The following is a 24,022-nucleotide window of genomic DNA, read 5'->3' on the forward strand; positions in this document are numbered from 1 at the left end:
CCGGGCCTGCGGACCCGCTCGGCGACGCCATTCGGCAAACGCTTGCCTTCAGCGGGTGAAGGCGGCTCGACTGGTGGTTATGGGGTGGTCCGGGGGTGGCTGGCTGGGATAGGCTGCGGCGAGTTACTTAACCGGTTCGGCTAGTCCAGTCCGGGGGCTCTCATGGGCAGCGGGAGACCCCGAAGACGAGGAGAGAAAAACATGGTCGCAGTGGACAATCTGTCCCTACAGCTCTACACGGTCCGATTCAAGCTGGAGGAGGACTTCGACGCCACGCTCGCCCGGATCGCTGAGATCGGGTATCGCAAGGTCGAGCCCTTCGGTGTCGTCGGCCTGGCCGACCAGCTGGCCGAGGCGCTGCCCAAGTACGGTCTGTCGGCCCCCACCACGCACGCCGGCCTGCTCCGCGACGAGAGCGGCCCGATCTTCGAGGTGGCCAAGAAGCTCGGCATCGGCACCGTCATCGACCCGTACGTCGATCCCGCCCGGTGGCAGTCCGCGGACGACATCCTGGCGACGGCCGCGGCGCTGAACGAGGCCGCCAAGGTCGCGGCCGACCACGGCATCACGGTCGGGTACCACAACCACCACTTCGAGCTGGAGTCGGTGATCGACGGGGTGCACGGCCTGGAGATCCTGGCCGACAACCTGTCCGACGACGTCGTCCTCGAGCTCGACACCTACTGGGCCGCGGTCGGCGGCGCCGACGTACCGGCGCTGCTCGGCCGGCTCGGCGACCGGGTGAAGGCGCTGCACGTCAAGGACGGCGACGGCACCCTGAACAACAAGGCGCAGGTCGCGGTCGGCGCCGGCTCCATCGCGGTCAACGACATCCTGAAGGCGTCGCCGGGCACGCTGCGCGTCGTCGAGCTCGACGACTTCGAGGGCGACATCTTCGACGCGGTCGAGGGCAGCTTCGCCTACCTCACCGGAGAGGACGTCGAATGAGCGCTGTCGGCGTAGGCGTGATCGGCGCCGGAGTGATCTCCGACGCCTACATCAAGAGCATGCAGAGCTTCCCCGACCTCAAGGTGGTCGCGATCGGCGACCTGCGCCCGGAGGCCGCGGCGGCGAAGGCAGCGGAGTACGGGATCGAGGCGCACGGCGGCCCCGAGGCCGTGCTCGGCCACCCGGACGTGGAGATCGTGGTCAACCTGACCATCCCGATCGCGCACGTCGAGGTCGCCCTGGCAGCCATTGCCGCAGGCAAGCACGTGTGGAGTGAGAAGCCGTTCTCGCTCGACCAGGAGAGCGGCCTCAAGCTGCTCGCGAGCGCGTCCGACGCGGGCCTTCGGCTGGGCTGTGCGCCCGACACGATCCTCGGGCCGGGGCTGCAGCAGTCGCGCCGGATCATCGAGCGCGGCGACATCGGTCAGCCGCTCACCGCGCTGACCCTGATGCAGTCCCCCGGTCCGGAGTCCTGGCACCCGAACCCGGCTTTCCTTTTCCAGGAAGGCGCGGGGCCGCTGTGGGACATCGGTCCGTACTACCTCACGACGCTCGTGCAGCTCTTCGGGCCGGTCGCGGCGGTCGCCGGGATCGGGTCGAAGTCGCGGGACAAGCGCACGATCGGGTCCGGGCCGCTGGAGGGTCAGCAGTTCGACGTGACCGTGCCGACCCACGTCAGCGCGATCGCGCGGTTCGAGTCGGGACAGTCGTCGCAGAGCATCTTCAGCTTCGACTCGCCGCTGCCGCGGGGCGGGTTCGTGGAGATCACCGGCGCCGACGCGACGCTGGCGCTGCCGGATCCGAACCAGTTCGACGGTGAGATCAAGATCCGTCGCCGGGGCGCCGAGGACTGGGAGGTCCTCGAGACCACCAAGGCGACGGCCGAGCGCGGCACCGGCGTACTGGAGATGGCGCGCGCGATCCGCGAGGACCGCCCGCACCGGGCCACCGGAGCGCTCGCGTTCCACGTCGTCGACGTGATGTCGTCCATCACGCAGTCGATCGACACCGGCTCCTTCGTCGACGTCACCAGCACCGTCGAGGTCCCGCCCGTCCTGCCGGACGACTGGGACGTACAGGCCTCGACCATCTGATGACAGCACTCCTGGATCCCCGGCGGACCATCGTGTTCGCCGGGGACTCCGTCACCGACTGCGGCCGCCGGGACGACCCGGCCGGCCTCGGCGACGGCTACGTGAAGAACCTGTACGACGAGTTGGGCCCGGACCGCCCACGGATCGTCAACGCCGGCATCTCCGGTCACCGGGCGGCCGATCTGGCCGCCCGCTGGCAGACGGACGTCCTCGCGTACGAGCCGGACCTCGTCTCGATCCTGGTCGGCATCAACGACACCTGGCGTCGGTACGACGAGGACGACCCGACGTCGGCCGAGTCGTTCGAGCACTCGTACCGCGAACTGCTGGAGCCGCTCCGGAGCACGCGACTCGTCCTGATCGAGCCGTTTCTCCTGGCGGTGAAGGAAGAACAGCATGCCTGGCGCGAAGACCTCGACCCCAAGATCGAGGTCGTCCGCCGCCTCGCGACGGAGTACGACGCCCTTCTCGTCCCTGCGGACGTGGAGTTCAACCGGCAGGCCGCGGTCGTCGGCGCAACCAGTCTGGCCGACGACGGAGTGCATCCGACCGCGGCCGGCCATGCGCTGCTGGCCGAGCTCTGGCATCGGACGGTCCGGGATCGCTAGCCGCCACGGCCGTCAGCAAGCAGGGCCACGCCTCAGGACGATGTCAGGCCTCAGGACAGCATCAGGCGGCTGGGCGGCGTCAGGCGGCAGGGCGGCGTCAGGCGGCTGGGCGGAGCAGGTCAGCGACCTGGCGGATGCGTTCGCGGACCGTGTCGATCTCCGCGGACGCGTCGACCTCGTGGCGGATGCCGCGGCCGGCGTACAGGGCGAGCAGCGGAGCAGTCTGGTCTTCGTACACCTGGAAGCGGCGGCGGATGACCTCCTCGGTGTCGTCCGAGCGGTGCTCGATCTCGGCCCGCCGGAGCAGACGATGAAGCAGGTCCTCGGGGTCGACCTGCAGGATGACGGCCGCGTCGAGCGATCGGCCCTGCGCGGCCAGGATCTCGTCCAGTACTGCGGCCTGGTCGAGCGTCCGCGGGTAGCCGTCGAGGAGGAAGCCGCCGCGGGCGTCGCCGGCAGCCAGCCGCTCGCGAACCATCGCGTTGGTCACCTCGTCGGGGACGTACTCACCGGCATCGAGGAAGCGTTTCGCGGTCCGGCCGAGCTCGGTCGCGGCGGCGACCTGGGCGCGGAAGATGTCGCCGGTGGAGACCACGGGCACACCGAGCCTCTCGGCGAGGTGGCCGGCGTGCGTTCCCTTGCCGGCTCCCGGCGGGCCCATCAGGACGACAGTCGTCACGGCGGTCTCCCAACCATCGGTAAGCCCTCCAGATTAGGGAACCTTCGGCCTTTGCGGTACGGCGTAGGTCACTCCGTTCCGTGCACGTAGGATTTCTTCAGTCCGTCAAGTAATCGTTCCGAATGTCCCGAAAGAGAGAACCGGCTGTGACATCGACGCTCAGGACTGTTTTGCTGACCACCGCGGGCGGGGTGGCATGGACCGTGCGGGCAGTGGAGGGGCCGGTGCCCGATGGGAACAGCGCGTTGTTCGCCGCGCCGGTCTCGGCGACCGTTCCCGGGGAGGTCTACAGCGATCTGCTGGCCGCCGGGGTGATTCCCGATCCGTTCGACGGGGACAACGAGGGCAAGCTGCATTGGATCGGGAAGACCAGCTGGAGCTATCGGACGGACTTCGACTGGGAGCCGGACGAGCATGCGGTGCAGGAGATCGTTGCCGAGGGGCTGGACACGGCGGCGCGGGTGGTGCTCAACGGGACCGAGATCGGGTCGACCTGCAACCAGCACCGGTCGTACCGGTTCGATGTCACCGGGTTGCTGATTGCCGGGCACAACGAGCTGGTCGTCGAGTTCGCCTCGCCGGTGGCGACGGCGAACCGGCTGCGGGAAGAGTCGGGGATGTGGCCGCACACGAATCTTCATCCCTACAACGCGATTCGCAAGATGGCGAGCAACTTCGGCTGGGACTGGGGCATCGACGTCGCGACGGCCGGCATCTGGCGGCCGCTGCGGATCGAGTCCTGGACGGGCGTACGGATCGACGCGGTCCGCCCGCTCGCCGGGCTCGATCGCGACCGCGGCGTCCTGGACAGCAAGGTTTCGCTCGCCTGGTCTCCGGGCGCTGAGGGCGACGCCACGATCACCGTCGAGGTCGGTGGCACCACCACCGAGATGACCGTTGCCGCGGGCACCGAAGAGGTCAGCGTCACGTCGACCATCGACGCGGTCGACCGGTGGTGGCCGCGTGGGCACGGCGAGCAACCCTTGTACGACGTGACGATCTCGGTTGCTGCAGGCAACCACGCCGACGCTTGGCGAGCTCGCGTCGGCTTCCGGACCGTCACGATGGACGTCGCCCCGGACAAGGACGGCGGCCCGTTCGTCTTGTCGGTCAACGGCAAGCCGATCTACATCCACGGCGCCAACTGGATCCCCGACGACGCCCTGTTCACCCGGCAGACCCGGGAGACCTACGCGCGCAGCATCCAGGACGCCGTCGACGCCAACATGAACCTGCTCCGGGTCTGGGGTGGCGGTCTCTACGAGAGCGAAGACTTCTACGACCTCTGCGACGAGCTGGGCGTGCTCGTCTGGCAGGACTTCCTCTTCGCCTGCGCGGCGTACTCCGAGGAGGAACCCCTGTGGAGCGAGGTCGAGGCGGAGGCCCGCGAGGCTGTCACCCGGCTCAGCAGCCACGCCAGCCTCGCGCTCTGGAACGGCAACAACGAGAACATCTGGGGGTACGTCGAGTGGGGCTGGCGCGAGCCGCTCGGCGGTCGGTCGTGGGGCGAGGGCTACTACATGGAGCTCCTCCCCCGGATCGTCGCCGAACTCGACCCGCGGACGCCGTACTCGGCCGGCAGCCCGTTCTCGTACGACCGCTACATCCATCCGAACGACGAGCGCAACGGCACGATGCACATCTGGGATGTGTGGAACCAGGTCGACTACTCCTACTACCGCAAGTACAAGCCGCGTTTCGTGTCCGAGTTCGGGTTCCAGGGACCGCCGGCCTGGTCGACGCTGACGAGTGTCGTGCACGACGAGCCGCTCGACCCGTACGGCGAGCAGATGCTCGTGCACCAGAAGGCTTTCGAGGGCAACCTCAAGCTGGAGAAGGGGCTCGGCGATCATCTGCCGATATGGAAGACGATGGATGACTGGCACTGGACGACGCAGCTCAACCAGGCGCGGGCGATCGCCTATGGCGTCGAGCACTTCCGCAGCCTGTTCCCGCTGAACACGGGCGCGATCGTCTGGCAGCTCAACGACAACTGGCCGGTCGTTTCATGGGCCGCCGTTGACGGCCATGGGGTGCGGAAGCCCTTGTGGCACACGTTGAAGCGGGTGTACTCCGATCGGCTGCTGTCGGTGCAGCCGCGGGAAGACGGGTTGGTTGTTGCCGCGCACAACGATACGGACGTTGCGTGGAGCACCGAGGTGACAGTCCGGCGTCGCAGCACGGCGAAGGGTGGCGAGGTGCTCGCCAGCGAGACCTTCGTCCTCGAGGTCGGGGCGCGGGACGGGGTGCTGAATTCGTTGCCCGAGTCGGTTGCGGTGGCGGGTGATGCGGCCGCCGAGTATGTGGAGGTGCGGGCCGCTGGTGGCGGTACGGCGTACTGGTACTTCGTGGAGGACACGCAGCTGCAGGTGGTCGGCGACGCCTACACGGCCGAGGTGGCGGCGACTGCTGATGGGTATGACGTGACCGTGACGGCGACCGCGCTGGCGAAGGATCTCGCGCTGTTCCCGGACCGGCTGGAGAAGGATGCCAAGGTCGACAGTTGCCTGGTGACGCTGAACGCGGGTGAGTCGCACACCTTCCACGTCACCAACGCGTCAGCTCCTGTGACGCCGATCGGCAAGCCGGTACTGCGCTCGGCCAACGACCTGATTGCTTTATGACGACATCTTGACTAAGTGATCGACAGACCTCCTACTGGGTGCTGACAGCTCTGCTTCCGCCCCCACTGGAGGTCTGTCCGTCATGCCCAAAACCCATGTATTCAAGGTGATTTCGGTCGCCTTCCTCAGTGTCGCGGCCTTGCTGGCCGCCCCGGCGACGGCCTCGGCCGCGCTTCCCGCCTGTCAGCACTTCTACACCGGTACGATCCCTGACCGGCCCGTGTCGGGTGGCCATGGCAACGGGACCACGGCACCGGCGTACAGCCTCGCCGGGCGGTTGCCGGCGCCGACCGGGATCAACGGCGGACTCGGCACGGACGGCAAGGTGACGTTCACCTTCAACCGGGTGACGGGCGCCAAGGCGTACCGGGCGTTCAAGAACGGTCAGGCGCTGCAGTGGATCAGCGACTGGGGTCAGGCGACGCTGCAGGTCACCGACTCGTCGCCCTGCAACGGCGCGCACTACCAGGTCTACGCGATGTCGCAGGAGGACACAGCGGCGTCGTCGATCGGCCAGATCACCACATCGTTCCGGCTCAACTCGGCCAACCGGCTGGCGGCGTACACGATCCCTGTCGGCACCACGTTCAACTACCGCGTCTCGGCGTACAACGACGTCGCCCAGACCGCCCTCGGCTACAACGCCGGCACCGGCATCTGCGCCGTCGACGCCCGCATCATCCCCTGGGGCACCCGCCTCTACGTCCCCGGCTACGGCCACTGCTACGCCGCCGACATCGGCAGCTGGATCAAGGACGACATCGTCGACGTCTGGTTCCCCCCAGGCCCCGCCGCCGACAACTGGGGCATCCAACGCCTCAACCTCGTCGTGGAGTAAGCGCCTCGAGATGCGCGTCCAGCAACTGCCGTAGCCGTTTGTGCGGGAACGCTCTGGGATCGAAGAGGGCTTGTACTACGAGGCCGTGGGTGAAGGCGGCCAGGCCTGCCACCAGATCGTTGGGGTTGCCTGGTGGTAGGTCGCCGTCTTGCTGGGCCTGGAGTACGAGGGGTTTGAGGCGGGCTCGCCAGCGGGTGTAGCGGGACATTTCCATGATGCGGAGTTCGGGATCGGCCAGGGCGGCGTCCCAGGAGCTGACCCAGACTCGGTTTAGTTCGGTGGCTTCGGGGGTCAGGGGTAGTACCGCGGCCAAGGCTTGTTTGAGGGCTTCCAGGCCGCGAGGGTTTTCGGTCGCGGGGACCAGGGCCCGGGTGCGGGCTTCGGCCAGTTCCAGGGCGTGGACGATCAGGGCCTGTTTGGAGGGGAAGTAGTGGGTGACCAGGCCTGTGGTCGCGTTCAGCTCCGCGGCGACGGCCCGGAGAGTCAGGCCGCCGAAGCCTTCGGCGGCCAGGACTCGCCAGACGGCGGCGGAGACGTCTCGTCGTCGGGCCTCGTGATCCAGCTTTGCCGGCATCGTCCTATAGTAGGTACATAACAGTTGATATGTACGCCGGGGAGGCAGCATGTTGTTCGGTTCGAGGCTTGCCGAGGGTGCCGAGTTGCGGGGACTCGAGCCGTGGCAGGCGGCGGAGTTTCTGGCGCATATCGATGAGGCGCGGGCGAATATCGAGCCTTACGTGTCGTTCGTCGATGTGGTGGTCGATGAGCAGGGGGCGCGGGAGTTTCTGCAGCGGTATGCGGAGCGGCAGGCCGCGGACAGCGGGCGGCTCTACGGGATCTGGCTGGAGGGGAAGCTGGTCGGCGGGTTGCTGTTCCGGACCTTCGAGGTGCGGACGGGCTGTTGTGAGATCGGCGCCTGGTTGTCCGCGGAGGCGGAGGGACGAGGGCTGATCACCCGGGCGGTGCAGCAGTTGATCGACTGGGCGATCGAGGTCCGCGGGATGAACCGGATCGAGTGGCGGTGTTTCACCACCAACGAGCGCAGCGCGGCGGTCGCCAAGCGGCTCGGGATGACGCTCGAGGGGACCCTGCGGCAGGACTTCCCGTACCGCGGCGAGGTCCACGACAGCCAGGTCTGGGCGATGATCCGCGACGACTGGGAACACCGCCCCTGGAAGTGACGACCCGGCGCGCGAGGCATACTCGGGCATCGTGACTGTTCACTGGGGGATCAGGATCGCCGCGCTCGCCGCCGCCGCGTCCGTCGTACTGGCCGGTTGTGGCGGCACCGCGGCACCGCGGGGCACAGCAGCCGGTACGCCGACGCTGGGCGGCCCCAGCCACCAGACCCCGAGCAGCACACCACCCAGTACGCCGACCACCGCCGCGAGCACCCCGCCCAAAGCCAGCCAGCCGACCCAGCCCAGCGGACCGGCGACCACACCCGGCGCGACGGGACGGCCTGGTGAGTCGCACGAGACCAACCTGATGCCGGTGATCCAGCACGGGCCGCGCGACAAGAAGTGGGTCGCCCTGACCTTCGACGCCGACCTCACCGCGCTCATGCGCGAGCGCCTACAGCACGGCAAGGTGAAGTCGTACTACAACGAAGCCCTGATCACGAAGCTCCGCCAGGAGCACGTCCCGGCCACGCTGTTCCTCACTGGCATGTGGATGGAGCAGTACCCCGACCGTGTCCGCGAACTGGCCGCAGACCCCCTCTTCGAGCTCGGCACCCACACCTACGACCACAAGGGCTTCACCAAGCACTGCTACACACTCGGCACCGTCGCCCGCAAAGACATGCTCAGCGACGTACGCAAAGCGGTCACCATGCTCGACCAGCTGGACAGCCACGCCACCAGATGGTTCCGCTTCCCCGGCGGCTGCTACGACGGCACCGCCCTGCATGAGCTCGCCCCAGCCGGCGTCACGGCGGTAGGCCTCGACGTACCGGGCGCCGACGGTTTCGCCAGGTCCCCGAAGCCGATCGTCAAGCAGGTGCTCACCCACTGCCAGAACGGCTCGATCGTCGTCCTCCACATGCACGGCGGCGACAACGCGCCGTACACCGACGAAGCGATCACCCCGATCATCGCCGGGCTGCGGGCCAAAGGCTTCCGGTTCGTCACGGTGACCCAACTGATGAACGGCTGACAACAGCGCCTGACGGACAGCGGACCACTGGGGTGGCACTCTGGGGGGACGATGACGACGACAGCTGATTCGCGGTCCCGTGGGCGGAGCCTGCGACGGGATGCGCTGGGGTTGGGCACGTCCACCGCGATCGGGATCTCCTCCTCCGCACCGGCGTACTCGCTGGCCGTGGCGGTCGGACTACTGGTGGCGTATGTCGGTACGGCGGCTCCCATGGTCCTGGCACTCGCGGCGGTGCCGGTCGTCCTGGTCACGCTCTGCTTCCGCGAGCTGAACAGGGCCGAGCCGGACTGCGGTACGACGTTCCCCTGGACCGAGAAGGCGTTCGGGCTGGGTGTCGGCCGCATGGTCGGCTGGACCACGGTCATGGCCTGCGTACTGGTCATGAGCAACCTGGCCCAGGTCGCCTCGATCTACACCTACGTACTGCTCGGCCTGGACGACGCTGCTGGCTCCCGTGGCGCACAGGCCGGTCTGGGCGCCGTGTTCATCGTGGTGATGGCAGTGCTCGCCTACCGCGGTATCCAGATCGCAGCGTGGACCCAGGCGATCCTGCTGACGGTAGAGGTCGTCGCGCTGCTCTGGTTCGCCATCAACGCGTTCTACGAGGCCGGCACCCTCAGCCTCCCCACGGACACCGGCCAGGGTAAGTGGGCTACCGGCGTACTGGTCGCAGTGTTCCTCTACTGGGGCTGGGACTCGTCCTTCAGCGTCAATGAGGAGACCCGTGACCCCCGGCGTACCCCTGCCATCGCAGCACTCATCGCCAACGGCTTCCTGGTCCTCCTGTACGTCGTAGTCGCCTGGTCAGCCATCGCCTACGCAGGGGTGGGCCCGCTGGCCGACATAGCCGACGACGACTTCTTCTCCGTGCTGAGCAACGACCTACTCGGTACTGCGGGCGGCAAGCTCCTCATCGGCGCAGTACTCGTCTCAGCGCTCGCCTCCACCCAGACGACCATCCTGCCGACCGCACGGACGATGCTGTCGATGGCCAGGCGCGACGCGTTCCCGGGGCAGTTCGCCCGGATCTCCACTCGCTTCCACACCCCCAGCGTCTCCACCTTCGTCTTCGCCGTCGCCAGCCTGGTCATCTACGTGACGCTGGTGCTCACCTCGGACGCAGTACTGGCTGACGCCGTCGGGGCCGTCTCGGTGCTCGTGTCGATCTACTACCTGGCCACTGCCATCGCAGTACCGGTGTACTTCACCGGGGCGATCGAAGGCCGAGTACTGCAGCGGGTAGTCGTCCCCCTACTCGCGGCAGCGTCGTTCGTCGTAGTACTCGTCCTGGCTGTCTCTGACGTCGGTACCGGGCCCCTGGTTGTGGTGGGTGTAACGATGGTGGTCGGCGCGCTGATCATGTTCTCGATGAAGCCGCCGGCCGAGGGGGAAGGCAGGGCATGACGCAACCACCAGCAGACAAGGCGCGGCGCAGGATGCGCAGCGCGGGCATAACGCTCGGGCTGACGGCCCTGGTCGCCGCGTCGCTGACCGGCTGCAGCAGCGGGGACGACGAGAAGGCGGACTACGCCGCGATCTGCGTCGACCCGGAGACCCAGCAGCGCACCGACGACGACAAGTGCAAGGACGACCGCGAGTACCACGGCTCCGGGGCCGGCTTCTTCTGGTTCTACATGGCCACCCGGGGCGGCTTCCTGGTGCCACCGGTCGGCGGCCGCTACAACGCCGGGGACGGCAGCTACACCAGCTCCAACCTGCGCAACTCCTCCGGTGGTACGGCGACCATCCAGCGCGGCGGGCTGTCCACCAAGGGCGGCAACATCGGCACCATCGCCCGCGGCGGCTTCGGCAAGGCGAGCAAAGGGAGTCACGGCGGCTGATGTGGCGGCACTCGATCAAGCCCCGCCCGGGCTGGAAGGACAAGGTCGTCGAGCAGGGGCTGGTCTTCCCGATGACGGACCTGCCGGACGGCACCCAGACGCCGTACTGGAACGAGAGCGCCTGGTACGAGGTGACCATGGACGAGGTGCTGCACCTCGAGCGGGTCACCGAGGAGCTCTACGAGATGTGCAAGCACGCCGCCTCGGTGATGGCGTCGGGTGACCGCTTCAGCGACGCCCAGCTCGGCCTGGCGTCCGGCACGCTGCCGATGGTCCGCGAGTCACTGAAGCGCGACGACCCGTCGGTGTACGCCCGGTTCGACCTGGTCTGGAACGGGGTCGAGCCGAAGATGCTGGAGATCAACGGCGACACCCCGACCGGGCTGGTGGAGTCGGCGGTGATCCAGTGGAACTGGCTGGAGGACGTCTTCCCCGACGCCGACCAGTGGAACTCGGTGCACGACCGGCTGGTCAAGTGGTGGAGCGATCAGCGCGCGGCCGGTACGTTCCCCGGCAACGAGGCACACTTCTTCAACTCGGCGGCCGAGACGACCGGCGAGGAGGCGATGACGGTCGCGTACATGCGCGACACCGCGGCGATGGCCGGCCTGGCGACGTACGGGCATGAGATCGAGGACCTCGGCTGGGAGTCGGAGCAGCGCGCGTTCGTCGACTACGGCGCGCGGAAGATCCGGACGGCGTTCAAGCTCTACCCGTGGGAGGACATGCTCGACGAGGAGTTCGGCAAGTACATCCTGTCCGGGCTGGAGCGTGAGCCGGTGCGCTGGATCGAGCCGATCTGGAAGACGATGCTGTCCACCAAGGCGATCCTCCCGGTCCTCTGGGAGCTCTACCCCGACCACCCGAACCTGCTGCCCGCGTACTTCGGTACGCCAGGCGACCTGCTCGAGTGGGTGGCCAAGCCGCTGCACGGCCGGGAGGGCAGCAACATCCGGATCCACACCATCACCTCCACCGAGGACGATGTGCACGACGGGCCGTACGACACCGACACGATGGTCTACCAGGAGTGGAGTCCGCTCCCGTCGTACGAGGGCAACCGGGCGGTGATCGGCAGCTGGGTCGTCGACGGCGTCGCGGCAGGCATGATGGTCCGCGAGTCCGACGGGCCCGTCACCGACTACTACGCACGGTTCGTCCCGCACGCGATCGGCACCGAGGCCCGCCCGGACGAGGAGACCATCCAGAAGTGGCTCGCGGAGTAGTCAGTCCACCGCGACCGCGACGTACTTGATCTCCAGGTACTCGTCGATGCCGACCGTGCCGCCCTCGCGGCCGAGGCCGGACTGCTTGACGCCGCCGAAGGGCGCCGCCGGGTTGGAGACGATGCCCTGGTTGAGGCCGATCATGCCGGTCTCGAGCCGTTCGCTGACCCGCAGCGCGCGGCCGATGTCGTTGGTGAACAGGTAGGAGACCAGCCCGAAGTCGGTGTCGTTGGCCATCGCGACCGCCTCGTCCTCGGTCTCGAACGCGGTCAGCGGCGCGACCGGGCCGAAGATCTCCTCCTTCTGCAGCCGGGCGGACTTCGGTACGCCGGTGAGCACGGTCGGCGGATAGAAATATCCCTTGCCCTCGGCAACCGTTCCCCCGGTCAGCACCTCGGCGCCCTGCTCGATGGCATCGTCGACCAGATCCTTCACCTTGTCGCGTTGCCTGGCGTCGATCAGCGGGCCGAGGTCGACCCCGTCCTCGGTCCCCCGCCCCACCGTCAGCCCGGCCATCCGCGCGGTCAGCTTGGTGGCGAACTCGTCGAGCACCGACGAGTGCACGTAGATCCGGTTGGCCGCCGTGCAGGCCTCGCCGCCGTTGCGCATCTTGGCCAGCATCGCGCCGTCGACCGCCTTGTCCAGGTCGGCGTCCTCGAAGACCAGGAAGGGCGCGTTGCCGCCGAGCTCCATGCTGGTCTTCAGCACCTTCTCGGCCGCCTGCTCGATGAGCTTCACGCCGATCCCGGTCGAGCCGGTGAAGGACAGCTTGCGGGCGCGGCCGTCGCGGATCAGCGGCTCCATCACGCCACCGGCGTCGTGGGTGGTGACGACGTTCAGTACGCCGGGCGGCAGGCCCGCCTCGGTCATCAACTCGGCCAGCTTCAGCATCGACAGGGGTGTCTGCGAGGCGGGCTTGATCACCATCGTGCAGCCGGCGGCGACGGCCGGCCCGATCTTGCGGGCGCCCATCGCGGCCGGGAAGTTCCAGGGGGTGATCAGCAGGCAGGGCCCGACCGGCTGGCGCATCACCAGCAGCCGGCCCTTGCCGTTCGGGGCGACCTGGTAGCCGCCCTCGATCCGGACGGCCTCCTCGGCGAACCAGCGGAAGAATTCGGCGGCGTAGGCGATCTCGCCCTTCGACTCCGCGACCGGCTTGCCCATCTCGAGGGTCATCAGCAGGGCCAGCTCGTCGACCCGCTCGGTCATCAGCTCATAGGTCCGGCGGAGGATCTCGCCGCGCTCCCTGGGGGCCGTGGCCGCCCATTCGGCCTGCGCGGTGACGGCGGCGTCCAGGGCGGCCAGTCCGTCGGCAGGGCTTGCGTCTGAGACCTGGCACAGCGTCGTACCGGTGGCTGGGTCTTCCACGGCGAGGGTCTTACCGCCCTCGGCCGGTCGCCACTTGCCTGCGATGAAGAGTTCGGTCGGACAAGCCTCGACGACTTCCTGCTCCCGCGACATCGGCACGCCTTTCGCTAGTGGACATCGCCCACTTTAGGCCGGTGTGCTCAGGCAGTCGCGACGAAGTGCGGGGTGTGCCGGGGGACGCTGCGGATGGCCCGGGTCAGGCCTGCGGCGACGGTACGGAGGATGGCCGACCGGACGAGGCTGTCGAAGGCCAGCGGGACCAGCATGAGCTCGTCGGCGCCCGTACTGGCCGCAACCGATGCCAGACCGGCTGCAACACCAGCGCGGGTCCCCACGACGTACCCGGGCTCGTCGAGCAGCCGCTCGGCCTTGCTCCGCTCGCGACCGGTGATCGGCGGCTCCAGCAACTCCATGAGCTCCGCCGGCGTCGCCCTGTTGGCTGCAGTCCTCAGACGCGACTTCACCCGCACGTACTCCCCCAACCGGATGACTGCCTCCTCATCGGTGTCAGCGGCAACCACTGCCACGGTCACCCCGACATACGACTTCCCCGTCGGCCCTGTCGGCTCGAAGCTGTCCCTGTACGCCGCAGCCGACGCCAGCGTCCCTGCCGGCGCAGTGTGATGCCCCAAGAACAACGGCAACCCCCGTACTGCGGCCACCTGCGCGCTGGCCGGGTTATCCGTCATCACGAACACAGGCGGCGGCAACCCAGCCAAAGCCAGCCGCACGTCGCCAACCGGTGCACGTCCCGGCAACCCATCCCTCAGGAACCGGCACAACTCGTCCAGCCTCTGGGGGAACGTGTCCCACCCCTTCTCGCTAAGCCCAAGCGCCGCGGCCGTACTAGGCGGCACAGCCGGCGCTTTCCCCACCCCCAGGTCGATCCGGCTCGGGTACGCCGCAGCCAGCGCCGCGAACTGTTCCGCGACCACCAGCGGCCGGTGATTCGTCAGCAGCACACTCCCCGACCCCAGCCGGATCCGGTCCGTCCTGGCCGCCAGTACAGCCGCCAACACGGCAGGGCTTGCGCCACCGGCCCCTCGGACGCCATGCTGCTCTGCAACCCAGAACCTCCGGTAGCCAAGATCATCGGCGGTCTGAGCCACCTCCACGGTCTCCCGAAGCGCAGCCGCCGCAGACTGCCCAGGCAACTGCGGCACCACATCGAGCACCGAGTGGGCTGACACCGGAAGTCCGGGCGACGCGAGGCTGTACACCCGCTCACCGTCGCAGCCCCGAAGATATTGCACATGGGGGCTGAGCCCCCATGTTTCCGACGGCCCCCACCCACGGTCGAGGCCAACGGAAAGCCCGCGAAATTGGGTACCGGCAGCCCTTCCAGACCCGGCCGGCCGTCCGGCATCGTTCATGGCGTCGGGAATTCGGCACCACCCAGTGACCGAATGACCGACAAGATCCACCGATTCCTGTGCCGTACGGCCTTCCACCAGAGGACGTCCGGCCCAGGCGATGCTGGACCGCGGGATGGCTACCCCCAGTCGACATCCCGCGGTACAGCACACCTCCGTCCAGCCGTCACCAACTCGTTACCGCGCTCGTACGGAATATGGGGGATCCGTACCCATGGCAGGGCCGGTCCCTCGATGGCACTCTGAGCGCGTGCTCAACTCCGCAACCGCCGGGACCTCCCGGACCGACCAGTCGACAGCCTGGTGGTCTGCCGGGATGGGCCCGCACGAGCAGGGCCTGTCCATGCCCGCCTGGGCGGAGTACGTCGAACGCAGTACGGCCATGCCGGTCAGTAGGGAATCGATGACACAGGGTTGGCAGCAAGCCCTGGTCCGCTGCCTCGAACCTCTGCTGGCAACGGCTCGGCAGGACCTTACCGCGGCCGGGCAGGACGGCGTACTGACCGATGAGTTCCTGGACCGGCTGGGGCTGCGCCTGGTGCGGCTGGCATCGCGGACCCTGGTGCTGGAACTCTCCCGCGCCCGCAACCGCGGCGAACTGGCCGGCGACACCCCGGCCGAGCGTTTCCTCGACTTCACCCACCGGCTCGTCGGAGGGAGCGAGCTGGCGGAGTTCCTGGCCGCATACCCGGTGCTGGCCCGGGTCCTGGGCGAGGCGTGCCGACAGTCGGTCGAGGGCCACCTCGAACTGCTGGCCCGCCTCGCCGAGGACCGCGAGCAACTGATCACCGACCTGCTGGCAGGCACAGACCCAGGTCCCCTCCTCAGCATCTCCCCCGGCGGCGACCCGCACCGCGGCGGCCGGTGCACCGCCACCCTCACCTTCGCCGACGGCCGCCACGTCATCTACAAGCCCCGCCCGCTGGACCTCCACGCGCACTTCAACGACCTGGTTCACTGGCTGACCAGCAAAACCGGTCTGGACCTCCAAACAGTCCACGTACTAAGGCGTCCGGGCTACGGCTGGCTCGGGTACGTCCCCCACACACCGTGCCAGGACATCTCCGAGGTACGGCGCTTCTACCAGCGCCAGGGCGCCCTACTGGCCTTGCTGTACGTCCTCGACGGCACGGACATGCACTACGAGAACCTGATCGCCCATGGCGACCAGCCGGTCCTGGTCGACATCGAGACCCTGTTCCACCCGGCCATAGTGCCGCTGGGCATGCTCAGCACGGACCCGGCGAACGCCGCCCTGCTGAGTTCGGTCTACCGAACCGCTCTGCTGCCCCTGGTGCTGGCCGGCGAACACGGCGTCGCTGATGTCTCCGGGCTGGGAGGCGACGCCGGATCCGTGACTCCGTACAGCGTTGTCGAATGGGCCGATGCCGGACTCGACTCGATGCACCTCGTCCGCGGAGCCGGTACCACGACCGGCGGGCGTAATCGTCCCTCGCTCGATGGCGCGACCCTCGAACCGCGCGATCACGAGGCTTCCCTGCAGACCGGATTCCGCGCCGGGTACGAAGCCATCGCCCGGAACCGCCACGAGCTGGCCGGCCCGGGCGGCCTGCTGGCTGCCTTCGCGGACGACGAGATCCGCTACCTGGCCAGGCCTACCAACCTCTACGCGACTCTGCTCGACGAGTCGACGCACCCGGACGCTCTCCGCGATGCGGAGGTCCGTGGCGGCCTGCTGGACCTGCTGTGGGACGCGGACGAGCACCAGCGACGCCTGGTGCCGTTCGAGCTGGCGGACCTGTGGGCGGGCGACATTCCGCTCTTCACGACCAGGCCGGGTACCCGCGACATCTGGACTGCCGACGGCAACCGGGTCCCCGAACTCCTGGCGGTACAGGGACTTGCCGCCGTCGAGGCGAAGCTCGCTCTGCTGGGCGAGGTCGACGAGCACCGACAGAGCTGGGTGATCTCCGCCTGCCTGGCGACCAGGCCTGTCCCAGTGGTGCATGCCGGAACGGCGAACCGCACCGGGGTCGGCGTGACCGAGGCCGATCCGGAACAGTTGCTCGCGGCATCGACCGACATCGCCGACGAGATCATGGCCCGGGTGCTGGGCGACCGGGGCGGGCTCGCCAACTGGCTCGGCCTGGAACTGCTCGACGACCACCACTGGGCGTTGCTCCCGATGGGCGCCGGACTGACCAACGGATACACCGGAACCGCCTTGTTCCTGGCGCAGATCGGCGCCCTCACCGGAGCCGACAAATACTCCGAACTCGCTCGCGACGCGATTCGCCCGATCCCGCGGCTACTGGACTTGCTCAGCGAGCAACCGGATGCCGCGCAGGCCGTGGGCGCGGGGCTGCACGGTCTTGGCGGGATCAGCTACGCGCTGAGCCGGCTGAGCACGCTGCTGGACGACCCCGAACCGGGCAAGTGGCTCGCGTCCTTGCTGGACGTGATGGCAAGCCTGCCGACCGACACGGAATCGTTCCCCGGCTACCTGGACGGGGCCGCCGGCGGACTGGCTGCGGTACAAGGCATCCACAATCTCCCGGCAGCAGCGAAGCTGGCTGGTCGCTACGCCGACGAACTCCTCCAGACCGTGCGGCGGGCCGACGCCGCACCTGGCCACGGGTTCGCTCGTGGCTACGCCGGGGTCGCCTGGTCCCTGGCGCAGTACGGCACACCAGGCGATCCCTACTCGGAAGCGGCCTTGGCTGCTGCCCGGCTCGAGCGGCACGACGGGCCGGAAGACGCCGGCTGGTGTTCCGGCGCAGCGGGATCGGTACTTTCCCGCACCAGCGCGGATCCGGCCGCGACCCTCGACGCGTACCTCCGCGTCGCCAACGAACGTCCGGTGCTCGCCGACATGAGTCTGTGTCATGGCGAGCTCGGCGCGGTCGAGCCACTGCTGTGGCTGACCGAACGCGATCATCCAGCCATAGCGGCCATCCGGCGTCGCCGGGCCGGGCTGGTGCTCGCCGCAGTACAGCAGTACGGACCGATCTGTGGCACGCCCCGCGCCGTACCGTCCCCCGGTCTGCTGACCGGCCTGGCTGGTATCGGCTACGGCTTGCTCCGGCTCGGTTTTCGCGGGCAGATCCCGTCAGTACTGCTGCTCGAACCAGCCGCCGACGATCGACGCCCATCACAGCGCCGAGTCGGCAGATTCGACAGGGGAACAGCATGACCACCGCCCAGCACCCGCAGCACGAGGACCGCGAAGTGACCGAGCAGACCGACCCGATCGGTCCGATCACACTTCCCAAACGCAGCAGGATCGGCGCCCGCGCGCTGGCCCTGGTCGGCGTCGCAAGTGTCGCCGCCCTTGCGGTTCAGCCGATCGCCGACACCTGCACCACCTTCACCACGATCAGCAACCAGAATCCGGTCTGAAACAAGCGCTTCACACAGCGTGATCGGCCGGAAAATCAACCGGCCGATCACGCTGCGCTCGTGCCCTCGGGTGATTAGAGTTTGCTGGCATGCAGACCCAAGCGCCCGGAGTGGTCGGCAGACACGGGGAGATCGCACACATCGCAGATGCGTTGCGCGCTGCCCGTGAAGGACGCGGAAACACGACGTTCCTGGTCGGCGAGCCCGGGATCGGCAAGAGCCGGCTGGCCGCCGTCGCGACCACTGATGCCCTGGACCACGGCATGGTCACCCTGCGCGGGCGAGTCGGCGCGGTCGGGTCGACGATGGCGTTCCGGCCGTTCGCCGAGGCGTTGCTGTCGCTGATCCGCCGGGGCGAGATGCCGGACCCGGCCGGCCTCGGCCCCTACCGCAGGGTGCTGGGCCGGCTGATCCCGGACTGGGACGACGGCGACGCCCCGGAGACCAGCGTGTCCGCGGTGATCCTGGGTGAGGCCATCCTCCGGCTGCTCGGGCTGGCCGGCCAGGGGCGCGGTTGCCTGTTGGTGATCGAGGATCTGCAGGGCGCCGACCCCGAGACTCTGGCGGTGATCGACTACCTGCTCGACAACCTGGAGGACCAGCCGATCGCAGTGGTCGCTACCGTACGGTCCGAACGCTGCCCGGCGACCGAATTGACCCAGCTGGCATCCCAGCGAGGCTCGGCGACCGTACTGGACATTCCACCGCTGACCCGGGCCGAAGTGCGCCAGCTGGCCGCCGCTCAGCTCGAGGCCGACCCAGAGGCGGTTCCCGATCAGCTGGCGGAGCGTCTGTGGACCGACAGCGCCGGCATCCCGTTCATCGTCGAGGAGCTGCTCCAGGAGGCCAGCCGGTCCGGACAGTTGCTGTCCGGGTCGGACGGCAGCGTGCAGATCGTCAGCGACCTGCGGATGACGGTGCCGGCCGCGGTGGTCCGCAGCATCGGCAACCGGACCGATCAGCTCGGCGCGGAGTCGCGCGAGTTGCTCGTACTGGCCGCGGTCATCGGCCACCGGTTCCCGCTCAGCATCGTCCGGCAGGCCAGCGGCACCAACGAGCGGCAACTGCTCGCGACCCTGCGGGCCGGGCTGGCCGCGCAACTGGTCGGTCCAGACGAACCGGTGCCCGACTGGTACGCCTTTCGTCATCCCCTGACCGCGGAGGCCCTGCTGGCCGGTCTCAATCCGACCGAGCGCGCGAGCCTGGCCAGGCGCCTGGTGGAGGCCATCGAGTCGCTGCACCCCGGACTGCCAGGGGAATGGGCGCTGATGGTCGCCGAACTGGCGCAGACCGGTGGCGACAACATCCGCGCGGGCCGGCTGTTCGCGGCGGCCGGACGACGATCGTTCGACGAAGGATCGATGGGGACGGCGGTCAATCTGCTCGACCGGGCGAACGGCCTGCTGGTGGAAGATCCCGAGATCGGCTACCGGGCGGAGGTACTCGGCTCATTGTTCCTCGCCCTCGGCGAGACCGGGCAGTTCGACCATCCTGTGGCACGCCGGGAGTCCATCGACGCGCTGGGCGACCAGAACCTCGACCATCGCAAGCTGGCCGCGCTACATGTGCGACTGGCCGGAGTGGAACACATGGCCGGGCGGTGGTCTTCTGCGATGACGCAAGTGGCCACCGCCCGCGGTCTGCTCGGCCACGACGCCAGCGACGTGGATCTGGCTCCACTCGATGCGATGGCAGCAGCACTCGAACTCGCCCGAAGCAGCCCGGCCCGGCTGAGGTCCGCGGCGGTGCTGGCCACCCGCGCCGTTGAAGCGGCCGAGCGGGCCAACCTGCCGGCCGTCGCGATCGACGGCTGGCAACTGCTCGGCATCCTGGCCCGCGAGCAGGACCTCGACCAGTCGATCGAGTACTTCCGGCGAGCCCGGCAGATCGCCACCGAGAACAACATGGGCGTTCAGCGCGTGACCTCCCACATCTTCCAGGCCGGCTCGATCTGCCTGGCCGACGGCAGTGTGACCGAGCTGGAGCACGCCCGTCAGCAAGCCCTGCGGATCGGCGCGATTCCGAGCGCGTACGAGGTCGACAGTGTGCTTGCGCAGCAGGCGATCTTCAGATCGGAGTACAACCAGGCGGCGGTGATGATCCAGGCCTGCCTGGAGATCACCAGCCGGCTCAAGATGACCCGGCACGCGCCGTACGTCCTGGTCTCGAAGGCAGTCCTCGCCGGGCACCAGGGCAAGCGCAGCGCGATGGAGGACACCCTCGCCGAGCTGGCCGAGTACGGCGAGCGGGCGTCGCACGAACTGCCGCTGTCCTTCGGGCTGGCCAGGACGTTCTGCGCACTGCTGGAGGAGAACCGTGATCTCGCCGCGAGCGAGATGGCCCAGGCGCTGGCCTACGACGCGCAGAATCCGAGCACCTTCCACTTGGCCGGCAAGAACGGACTCGGCCTGCTTCTCGGCGTACTGACCGGCCGGAACAGCTGGGCGCATCACGAGGCGGTGACCGCTACCGCTGCCAGCGGGATGCGCTGGAACCGCCAGTTCGTGCAGTGGGCCGAAGCCATCCTGCTCGGCCGCGACGGCCGCGGCGAGGAGGCTGACGCGGTTGTCGCGAGCGCCCTGGAGACCTCGGCGCTCTATCCGATGGCCCAACATCTCGGTCTGCGGTTGGTGGCCGAGCCGGCGGCGGCTGATGGGTGGGGCGAGCCGGTGGTCTGGCTTCGGCAGGCTGAGGACTACTTTCATAATGCTGAGGTGCCGGCGGTGGCGAGTGCATGCCGGAGCATGTTGCGGCAGCTCGGGGCGACGGTGTCGCAGCGGCGTACCGGGTCTGATCAGGTGCCGGCTCATCTGCGGCAACTGGGGATCACTACGCGGGAGTTCGAGGTTGTGCAGTTGCTGGTGGACCGGATCGGGAACAAGTCGATCGCTTCGCGGTTGCACATCTCGCCGCGGACGGTGGAGAAGCATGTCGCGAGCTTGATGACGAAGACTCAGCAGCCGGATCGGGAGGCGTTGAGCAGCTTTGCGCGGACGGTGCTGCAAGACTGAAGTTGCAGGACTGATCCCGGGGCCCGTGCGTGTGCTGGGCGCCCGGAGGGCGTTCGGGTGATAGTTGTCGACTCACGGAAATTCCGGGCGACCGCCCGCCTTGGAGCTCCGGCGGCACGCGCGCAACTGGCCGGATAATTTATGAACGCTCGCTTTATATATAGGATGGGCGAGTGGCAGGCAAGGGGTCGGACATGAGCAAGGGAACGGTCGGCGGCGGCGGTACGACGATGCTGCGGCGGATCAACGTCGCTGCTGTGCTGGACGCGGTCCGCCGCTCGGCACCGGCACCGCTGCGAGTCGCCGAACTGGTCGAACGCACCGGACTGGCCAGGCCGACGGTGGCCCAGGCCGTCGACGAGCTGCTGGACGCCGGCTGGCTGCAGCAACACGGCCCTGATTCCGCGGACCGTTCGCTGGGTCGCCCGGCCATCCGGGTCTCTCTGCGCGGGCGCGCGGCGCCGGTGCTCGGGCTCGACGTCGGCCCGCACCGCGTCACCGTCGGGGTCTCCGACCTGGCCGGCCGCAAGCTCTCTCTGGTACGCCGGTCCGGCCCGGGCTGGACGGCCCAGGAGCTGCTCGGCGTCATCAGCGAGGTGATCACCGAGGCACTGGCCGAGGCTGAGGTCCCCGCCGAGGACATCGCTGCAGCCGTCGCCGCCAGCCCCGGCATCGTGGACGAGCACACCGGACGGGTCCAGCTGGTCCCGTCCGTACCGGGCTGGTCCGCGATCGACCTGACCAAGCACGTCCGCAGCCTGCTCGACTGCCCGGTAATGCTCGACAACGACGCCAACCTGGCCGCCCTGGCCATCGCGGCGGCCCGCGGCGGTACGGGCACTCTCCTGGCCGTCCAGTGGGGTGAGCGGCTCGGTGCCGGCATCGTGATCGACGGCCGGCTCCACCGCGGTACGGGCGCGGCGGGTGAGATCGGCTTCATCGCCACCGCTCCGGACGACGTGATCAACCCCGAGGACAGCCGAGGCCCCCTGGAGCGCGCAGTCGGCTCCGAGGCGATCGCCGAGCTGGGCCGTCAGGCCGCGCTCGCGAACCCGGACTCCCGCCTAGCGGAGCTCGGTGCAGACCAACTCGGCACAGCTGACGTGTTCGCCGCAGCGGCTGAGCGCGACCCGGTTGCTCAGGCAGTCGTTCAGCAGGTCGCCCGCGACTTCGCCAGAGCGCTGGCGCCGGCAGTACTGGTCCTGGACCCCACTGCCGTCGTCATCGGTGGTGGTGTCGCCCGGGCCGGCGCAGTGCTGCTGGACGCCATCTCCGACCAGCTCCGGCTGCTCACCCTCAACCACCCCAAGCTGGAGCTCTCTGCTCTGGCCGAGGACGCAGTGGTCACCGGTGCGATGCGGATGGCCCTCGACGAGGTCTGGCAGCGCAAGCTCCCCACCCCCGCACTTACGACACCCGCCTAGAACCCAGCGACAGCCTTGGCGATGGCGTCAGGGCGGTCCAGGTGGATCAGGTGGGCAGAGTCGGGCAGTACTTCGACAGTGGCATTCAACCTGTCAGCAAGTGCTCGCTGCCCGGCTAGCCATCCCTGAGCGGTGAAGCGAGAGCTGCCGCCGGTCGCCACCAGGACGACAGTGGGCGGCAGTACGGCCGGTGGGGACTCCAGTAGCCGGGCAACCTCAGCCGCGAGCTCCCAGCTGCCGGTCAGCTCGTCCCAGAACAGCAGCCACGAGCCGGCAGCCCCGTACCGGCGTCGAGCTGTCGCCCTGGACAGCAGGTCGTTGTTCCGCATGCTGCCGACCCGGATGAGCAGCCGCCGGGCCGTAGTACCGATCAGCTGCGGTACGCCGAACCGCCCCAGCCCCCGCAACACCGCCCTCACCAAGCGGTCCCCCACCGTCCCTGGGTAAAGCCACCGCCATCCGGTCTCCGACGTGAGGCTCGTGTCGATCAGCACCAGCCGCTCGACCTCCTCCGGATGAGTGAGCGTCCACCGCAGCACCGCCAGCCCGCCGATCGAGTGCCCGAGCAACCCGACCGGCAGCGTCAGCCCCCGGCGCAGCTCCGACACCGGCGCCGTGATCGGCGTCAGCCACGGGTCCAGCACCTGGATGTCCCTGTCGGGCAGCAACGAGAGGACCTCGCCGAACTCCTCCGGAGCCTCGGCCAGACCCGGCACCATCACCCAGCTGCTGGTCATCGGCGGAGCGCCTGCCTCAGACCGGGCATCACCGTCGCCAGCATCAGGCAGACCAGTACCACCGACGCGCGCTGGAGGATGCCGGGCGGGTGCGCGTCATCGCCGCGCAGCTCCTGGATGCCGATCGCGACAGTGAGCCAGATCTGGCTGGCGAGGGCCGCCCCGGCGGCTACTCCGGCCGTCCAGCCCCATCGCCCGCCCGGGCCGACACGCCGCAGTACGAGGAGGATGAAGACCGCCATCGCGACGCAGCCGATCCCGGCGATGGTCGACAACGTCGCATGGAGGAACAGGGCGAGACCGGCCCGGCCGCTGTCCTCCGACTCCAGGCAGGCCTGGCTCAGCGACGGCGCACAGTCGAGCGGGAGGAACACGGTGAACATCGTCCCGACACCGAACAGCGCGGTGCTGACCAGCAACCCGGCGACGTCGCGGTGCATCCGGGCGGCCGAGCGGGCCAGCACGACCGCGACCACCAGCAGGATCCCGGTGGCGAGGTCCATCGCCCGGGCATAGCTGCTGGTCGGCTGGTCCAGCGCCGCCAGTTCGCTGAGCATCGAATTCCGCAGATCGAGCGGAAACCCGGCCGCCAGCTCGAGCAGCAGGCTGCAGTAGAGCACTCCCGCGGCGACCATCAGGCCCCGGACCAACCGGTACGGGAACAGGGCGGGGACGACCATCATGACCGAAGAGTTGCATATGAGACCAAAGTCAACACCTGAGGATGGGAT

The 24,022-nt window shown here is 68.7% G+C and carries 20 protein-coding genes; 14 read left to right on the top strand and 6 right to left on the bottom strand.

Features of this window, described 5'->3' with window-relative positions:
- Positions 1–201 precede the first annotated feature (201 nt).
- The 3 genes from ABD768_RS13495 to ABD768_RS13505 are packed head-to-tail and all read left to right on the top strand — an operon-like array spanning position 202 to position 2,650.
- On the top strand, positions 202–948 hold the full coding sequence (locus ABD768_RS13495) for a sugar phosphate isomerase/epimerase family protein (protein WP_344840666.1): 747 nt from the start codon (positions 202–204) through the stop codon (positions 946–948).
- Positions 945–2,042 carry a Gfo/Idh/MocA family protein gene (locus ABD768_RS13500; protein ID WP_344840667.1) on the top strand — a complete coding sequence of 366 codons (1,098 nt, stop codon included), beginning with the start codon at positions 945–947 and terminating at the stop codon, positions 2,040–2,042. Before ABD768_RS13495 ends, ABD768_RS13500 begins: the two co-directional genes overlap by 4 nt.
- Positions 2,042–2,650, top strand: a complete 609-nt coding sequence (locus tag ABD768_RS13505; protein WP_344840669.1) for an SGNH/GDSL hydrolase family protein — start codon at positions 2,042–2,044, stop codon at positions 2,648–2,650. Before ABD768_RS13500 ends, ABD768_RS13505 begins: the two co-directional genes overlap by 1 nt.
- Positions 2,651–2,747: 97 nt before the next feature.
- On the opposite strand, the gene ABD768_RS13510 is transcribed toward ABD768_RS13505, so the two are convergent.
- The gene (locus ABD768_RS13510) at positions 2,748–3,329 is read right to left on the bottom strand and encodes an adenylate kinase (RefSeq protein WP_344840671.1); all 582 of its coding nucleotides are present in this window, start codon (positions 3,327–3,329) and stop codon (positions 2,748–2,750) included.
- A 122-nt stretch (positions 3,330–3,451) separates the two neighbouring features.
- Here ABD768_RS13510 and ABD768_RS13515 point away from each other — a divergent pair, with 122 nt between their 5' ends.
- Both ABD768_RS13515 and ABD768_RS13520 read left to right on the top strand, forming a co-directional pair.
- On the top strand, positions 3,452–5,953 hold the full coding sequence (locus ABD768_RS13515; protein ID WP_486327389.1) for a glycoside hydrolase family 2 protein: 2,502 nt from the start codon (positions 3,452–3,454) through the stop codon (positions 5,951–5,953).
- Between the two features lie 82 nt (positions 5,954–6,035).
- Entirely contained in the window at positions 6,036–6,791 is a 756-nt protein-coding gene (locus ABD768_RS13520) for a 3D domain-containing protein (RefSeq protein ID WP_344840674.1), read from the top strand.
- On the opposite strand, the gene ABD768_RS13525 is transcribed toward ABD768_RS13520, so the two are convergent.
- Positions 6,772–7,365 (bottom strand): TetR/AcrR family transcriptional regulator, encoded by a 594-nt coding sequence (locus ABD768_RS13525; protein WP_344840675.1) that lies wholly within the window; start codon positions 7,363–7,365, stop codon positions 6,772–6,774. The two genes, ABD768_RS13520 and ABD768_RS13525, sit on opposite strands and share 20 nt — an antisense overlap.
- Before the next feature lie 49 nt (positions 7,366–7,414).
- On the opposite strand from ABD768_RS13525, the gene ABD768_RS13530 reads away from it, so the two are divergent.
- Genes ABD768_RS13530 through ABD768_RS13550 form a run of 5 tightly spaced genes read left to right on the top strand, consistent with a single transcriptional unit; the run spans position 7,415 to position 12,018 of the window.
- Positions 7,415–7,972, top strand: a complete 558-nt coding sequence (locus tag ABD768_RS13530) for a GNAT family N-acetyltransferase (protein ID WP_343975216.1) — start codon at positions 7,415–7,417, stop codon at positions 7,970–7,972.
- Positions 7,973–8,003: 31 nt separating this feature from the next.
- Positions 8,004–8,948, top strand: coding sequence for a polysaccharide deacetylase family protein (locus tag ABD768_RS13535; protein WP_344840676.1), 945 nt, complete (start codon positions 8,004–8,006; stop codon positions 8,946–8,948).
- 51 nt (positions 8,949–8,999) lie between these two features.
- A complete protein-coding gene (locus ABD768_RS13540) occupies positions 9,000–10,355 on the top strand; it encodes an APC family permease (RefSeq protein ID WP_344840678.1) in 1,356 nt (451 codons plus the stop codon).
- Positions 10,352–10,792: a hypothetical protein gene (locus ABD768_RS13545; RefSeq protein ID WP_343975207.1), complete on the top strand. Its 441-nt coding sequence runs from the start codon at positions 10,352–10,354 to the stop codon at positions 10,790–10,792. Before ABD768_RS13540 ends, ABD768_RS13545 begins: the two co-directional genes overlap by 4 nt.
- Positions 10,792–12,018: a glutathionylspermidine synthase family protein gene (locus tag ABD768_RS13550; RefSeq protein ID WP_343975203.1), complete on the top strand. Its 1,227-nt coding sequence runs from the start codon at positions 10,792–10,794 to the stop codon at positions 12,016–12,018. Before ABD768_RS13545 ends, ABD768_RS13550 begins: the two co-directional genes overlap by 1 nt.
- On the opposite strand, the gene ABD768_RS13555 is transcribed toward ABD768_RS13550, so the two are convergent.
- Both ABD768_RS13555 and ABD768_RS13560 read right to left on the bottom strand, forming a co-directional pair.
- A complete protein-coding gene (locus ABD768_RS13555) occupies positions 12,019–13,479 on the bottom strand; it encodes an NAD-dependent succinate-semialdehyde dehydrogenase (RefSeq protein WP_344840681.1) in 1,461 nt (486 codons plus the stop codon).
- Between the two features lie 47 nt (positions 13,480–13,526).
- Positions 13,527–14,576 (bottom strand): MsnO8 family LLM class oxidoreductase, encoded by a 1,050-nt coding sequence (locus ABD768_RS13560; RefSeq protein WP_344840683.1) that lies wholly within the window; start codon positions 14,574–14,576, stop codon positions 13,527–13,529.
- A 433-nt stretch (positions 14,577–15,009) separates the two neighbouring features.
- On the opposite strand from ABD768_RS13560, the gene ABD768_RS13565 reads away from it, so the two are divergent.
- From ABD768_RS13565 to ABD768_RS13580, 4 genes are all read left to right on the top strand, one after another.
- Positions 15,010–17,913 (top strand): type 2 lanthipeptide synthetase LanM family protein, encoded by a 2,904-nt coding sequence (locus tag ABD768_RS13565; protein WP_344840685.1) that lies wholly within the window; start codon positions 15,010–15,012, stop codon positions 17,911–17,913.
- Entirely contained in the window at positions 17,910–18,119 is a 210-nt protein-coding gene (locus tag ABD768_RS13570; RefSeq protein WP_344840686.1) for an LbetaH domain-containing protein, read from the top strand. The genes ABD768_RS13565 and ABD768_RS13570 overlap by 4 nt, the downstream gene beginning before the upstream one ends.
- A gap of 89 nt (positions 18,120–18,208) precedes the next feature.
- Entirely contained in the window at positions 18,209–21,130 is a 2,922-nt protein-coding gene (locus tag ABD768_RS13575; RefSeq protein WP_344840687.1) for a helix-turn-helix transcriptional regulator, read from the top strand.
- A 194-nt stretch (positions 21,131–21,324) separates the two neighbouring features.
- Entirely contained in the window at positions 21,325–22,554 is a 1,230-nt protein-coding gene (locus ABD768_RS13580; protein WP_343975186.1) for an ROK family transcriptional regulator, read from the top strand.
- On the opposite strand, the gene ABD768_RS13585 is transcribed toward ABD768_RS13580, so the two are convergent.
- Both ABD768_RS13585 and ABD768_RS13590 read right to left on the bottom strand, forming a co-directional pair.
- Entirely contained in the window at positions 22,551–23,291 is a 741-nt protein-coding gene (locus tag ABD768_RS13585; RefSeq protein ID WP_344840688.1) for an alpha/beta fold hydrolase, read from the bottom strand. The two genes, ABD768_RS13580 and ABD768_RS13585, sit on opposite strands and share 4 nt — an antisense overlap.
- Entirely contained in the window at positions 23,288–23,974 is a 687-nt protein-coding gene (locus ABD768_RS13590; protein WP_344840689.1) for a DUF998 domain-containing protein, read from the bottom strand. Before ABD768_RS13590 ends, ABD768_RS13585 begins: the two co-directional genes overlap by 4 nt.
- Between the last annotated feature and the right edge of the window lie 48 nt (positions 23,975–24,022).

Origin of the sequence: Kribbella ginsengisoli, assembly GCF_039537185.1 — a bacterium.
Classification (GTDB): Bacteria; Actinomycetota; Actinomycetes; order Propionibacteriales; family Kribbellaceae; genus Kribbella; species Kribbella koreensis.